Annotated in this window: 3 protein-coding genes; 1 reads left to right on the top strand and 2 read right to left on the bottom strand. The window is 41.7% G+C overall.

Features of this window, described 5'->3' with window-relative positions; all coding sequences use genetic code 11:
• Window positions 1–935 (top strand): polysaccharide lyase family 8 super-sandwich domain-containing protein (locus tag AC4GME_RS17940; protein WP_490379950.1); only part of this gene is annotated, 935 nt, incomplete at its 5' end.
• Between the two features lie 72 nt (window positions 936–1,007).
• On the opposite strand, the gene AC4GME_RS17935 is transcribed toward AC4GME_RS17940, so the two are convergent.
• The gene (locus AC4GME_RS17935) at window positions 1,008–2,780 is read right to left on the bottom strand and encodes a DUF4955 domain-containing protein (RefSeq protein WP_490378059.1); all 1,773 of its coding nucleotides are present in this window, start codon (window positions 2,778–2,780) and stop codon (window positions 1,008–1,010) included.
• A 168-nt stretch (window positions 2,781–2,948) separates the two neighbouring features.
• The gene (locus AC4GME_RS17930; RefSeq protein WP_490379949.1) at window positions 2,949–3,674 is read right to left on the bottom strand and encodes a carbohydrate-binding family 9-like protein; all 726 of its coding nucleotides are present in this window, start codon (window positions 3,672–3,674) and stop codon (window positions 2,949–2,951) included.
• Window positions 3,675–3,789: the final 115 nt, after the last annotated feature.

Raw genomic sequence — 3,789 nt, 5'->3', positions numbered from 1 at the left:
AAAAGTTTGTTCTGGCAGCTCAAGATAAACTCTTTTTAAGCGGTAACGGGATCAGTAATTCTGATGGTGCTAACCGTACTGAAACAACCCTGTTCCAGCTTGCTATTGGCGATAATCCGCAAGGGGTCTGGATCAATGGCACGCAGTACAAACAGTCTGTTTTTTCAAAACAGCTGACATCTGGTGACTGGCTGATTGATGACAACGGGGTCGGCTACTATCTACTTGAAGCTGATCAGGTAACTGTCAATCGTGGCTCACAAGAGTCGCGCCATGAAAAAACCACAGCACCGACCAGCGGTGAATTTTCTTCCGCCTGGATTGATCACGGGGTTGCGCCGGATAATGCGCAATACCAATATGTTATGGTGATGAATACCACCCCGGCAGAAATGGCCGAATTTGCCAGTAAGATGAAAAGCAATCCGGCATTTGTGAGCAGCAAAAGCAATGAAAATGGTCAGATTCTGCATGATATTGATAATAACCTGTATGGCTACAGCAGCTTTGCAGGTACAACATTTACGCAGGGGCCAGTTAAATCTGTCAGCACCACTGCACTGCTGCTGGCTAAGGTTAACGGGCTGCAAATTGATCTGAGTATTGCATCACCGGAACTAAATCTTCAGGGGAATGATCAAGCGACCATAGCTGTTCCTATTCAAGTTGAAGTTAGTGGTGAATGGGATATCACAGATGCCACTTATCTGCACCAAAATGGAAATACCATTATTGATGTTGAGAGTATGTTTGGTGAATCAATTAATCTGATATTGACCCAGAATGGAGGCAATCCTGATCCCGATCCAACTCCGGACCCCGATCCAACTCCGGACCCCGATCCAACTCCCGGTGGTGGCGGCGGCTCAAGCAGTCTGATTATCCTGACATCTCTACTGGCACTATTACGCCTGAGAAGGTTTAAACAGCTATAAAATCAATCAGGGTGCGGCTTAATGGACTCAGCCACACCCTCTTTACTTATGCCCTTTCAGGAAACTCTCCAGCTACTTTAGCCATTGTGGCAAATAACCCAGACGCAGCTTCACCTGAGCCTGATACAGAGATTGCGGATAGACAGGCTGCCCTGCGGATTCCAGAATCGCTTGAGGCTGATCCGCAAGCTTTATCTGATAGTCTGCAGCCGCAATGGAATGGGTATAATCAGAATAAGGTTTCATTGAGGCGAAATGGATCGGCGCACCGTGATTGCCGATCATATAAGGCGCAATAAGACGCCCATAACGGTTATTTTTACGCATAAGCTCAAAGTCTTTGACCGCCTTACCGATATTTTCAAAGTTCCAATACACCAGACCTTTTAAATGGTTTGGCTGATTGGAAACCGCAGCTCCCCAACGGCCGTATACCCAGCCACCTTTAACATTATCAAATAAATTAATACGCGGTTGCGCGCCATGTAGATCTGATGAAGTATCGCCTTTAAATTGCGTTTTAAAGTGCACGTTAGATGAAGAAGCATGTGAAAAACCTGGAGCATGCCAAGTAGCAGACTGATCATCAACATTAATCGATACATTATTAAATGATCCGGTAAATTGTAATGAGAGGTGGCCGCTATTGCCCTTCAGAGTGATATCTTTCACTGTAGAATATGCACTATCCCTTAACTGAAGTGCAGCATTAAAATCAACGAAGGTAACCTTCCTTACCCATGAATTAACAACATTAGCAAATACAACCAGACTCCAGGCACTGTCATGAATAGTGCCGTCAGCACTGCGATGATGATGTTTAAACTTATCCTGCCAGTTACCACGAATAGTTAGCGCTTCTAGACCGACATTTTCAAGCGGCTGGTGCTTCTCTATAGACCAGCTGTCTTCTGACTCTATATTGACCTGGATCGGAGTATAAAAAGTCAGCTTATTTTTAGTGATTGATTTTATCTGATGATATTCATGAATTTTAAGTCCGCTATTTAACGCTGTCCATGATTTTTCCAGTTTATAAGGAGCCACCTCTTTCTCTATCACTTCATGGCGAGTGATTACGCTATTCAACCTTATCCAGTCAGCAACTTTATAATGGTCAGATGATTTAACTTGAAGCGATTTAGTAGTTCCGGAAATCACTTCTGAAGTCACGGGCGTTTGAGCTGATATTGCACGTTTAACGCTAAATGATAATATACGTGGTGTTGTCCACATTTTGCTGTTATCGATCGGGTACAATGACTCAGACATAAACAATTCAGTTTCACCCTGCCCAGCACCACGTAAGATAATATTACTTTTAGTAATTTTGATAACCTGCTCGTTAGCAACGGCATCTTTATCTGTCGCATTGATAAACCGCATATCTGACTTTTCGTTAATTAAATATCGGCCGGCAGAAAAATAAATAATTGCTCCTGCTCCCTTATTTGATGAAACATAATCTTCAGCAGCTTTAATAGTTTTTTTTATGGCTTGTTTATCACTTTTTTTATTATCTGCAGCTGCACCATAATCATCAACCTTAAAAACTTTATAACCTGTTGCTGAATCAAAATCGCTTTTTGCCTGATTAAAAGGTGACGTTAATGTCGGGATCGGTTTTTCTCCCCGCTCAAAACCCGCATAAGAAAAATTGGTCAGAATATCGATATTACCCGGCAGAAAAGAGGAGTCGTACAAGTCAGTTCCAGCGGATCTCGATTCAAGGTAAGCGTCCCAATAAACAGAATTTTTGTGTGCTTCTGTTGATGCAGATAACCCGAAACTCGCAGATAAAAGCACTAAACTTGCTACTGATGATACACAATAGTTATTTGTCATATTATTTTCTTCCAAATATAAGGGCAATTCCATTAACTCATTCAGAATTTAAGTGTTATCTAACTGGGTAATTGCTTAATGAAGTTGCAAAGAAAGGCCGCCCATAAAAATAGATATTATAGGCGGAAAAGATAATGAAGAGTGTTATGCCTGTTTTACAACATTTTCCTACTTAACAAGATTACACTTGCCGAATGTCCCAGGATTGTGGAAGTTAGGCTTTGCTGTTTTCGGATCAACCCAGGTCATCCAGCCCATATCAATACTGCCATCCTCTAATGGCGTAAATTCCGCTCGCATTAATGCACACAGTAATTGGGTTTTTTCGTTATTCTGCCAAAGTCCTAATTCTGAAATCTTATCCAGTGGTATTTTTGCTTCAACAATATAGCCATTAGCGGTCACTGATGCATATTTTTCGACACTTCCCCAGTCCCAGCTATCAACAAGCGAAGTGCGCTTTTTAAGGTTCACACTATAAGAAGCAATCGCACTGTAGGCCTGTGCTTGTGCATCAATTTCCAGCGTGTAATAAGTTGATAACTGTGGATCTTTAGCTAAAAACAGTTCAACACGGTCAGAATCTAAAACACCACGCTCTGCGCTACGGCCGATAGATAGATTATTATCTGCAACGACATAACGGAAATAGATGGCTTTATCATTCCATAATGCGCGAAACTCTGTCGCTGGAGCCGGATCTGCGCGCCAAGGAAAGGTAAAATCAATTAACGGGTTCGCTTTTTCCCAAGCTTTATCCACTCCCTGACCGTTAAGAACAGGAGCATCATTAATATAATTAATATTATATGTATGATCGACTTCTGCAGCGTTTATTGGCAATGCAAAACAGCTCGCTAATAACAAAGAAGAGATGGTTAACTGTTTGTTCATTTTTATCTCCATATTTATAGACGGTAGCAATACGATTATACCAATTCCATTAATTAGGTACTCTATTTAGGCGTAGGAAAAATGGATGAAAGCAAGGCATTGATTGCAGTAACTA

The organism is Psychromonas sp. (assembly GCF_983033635.1).
The sequence above is the reverse complement of the archived record's forward strand: the minus strand, read 5'-3'. Positions and strand labels throughout refer to the sequence as shown.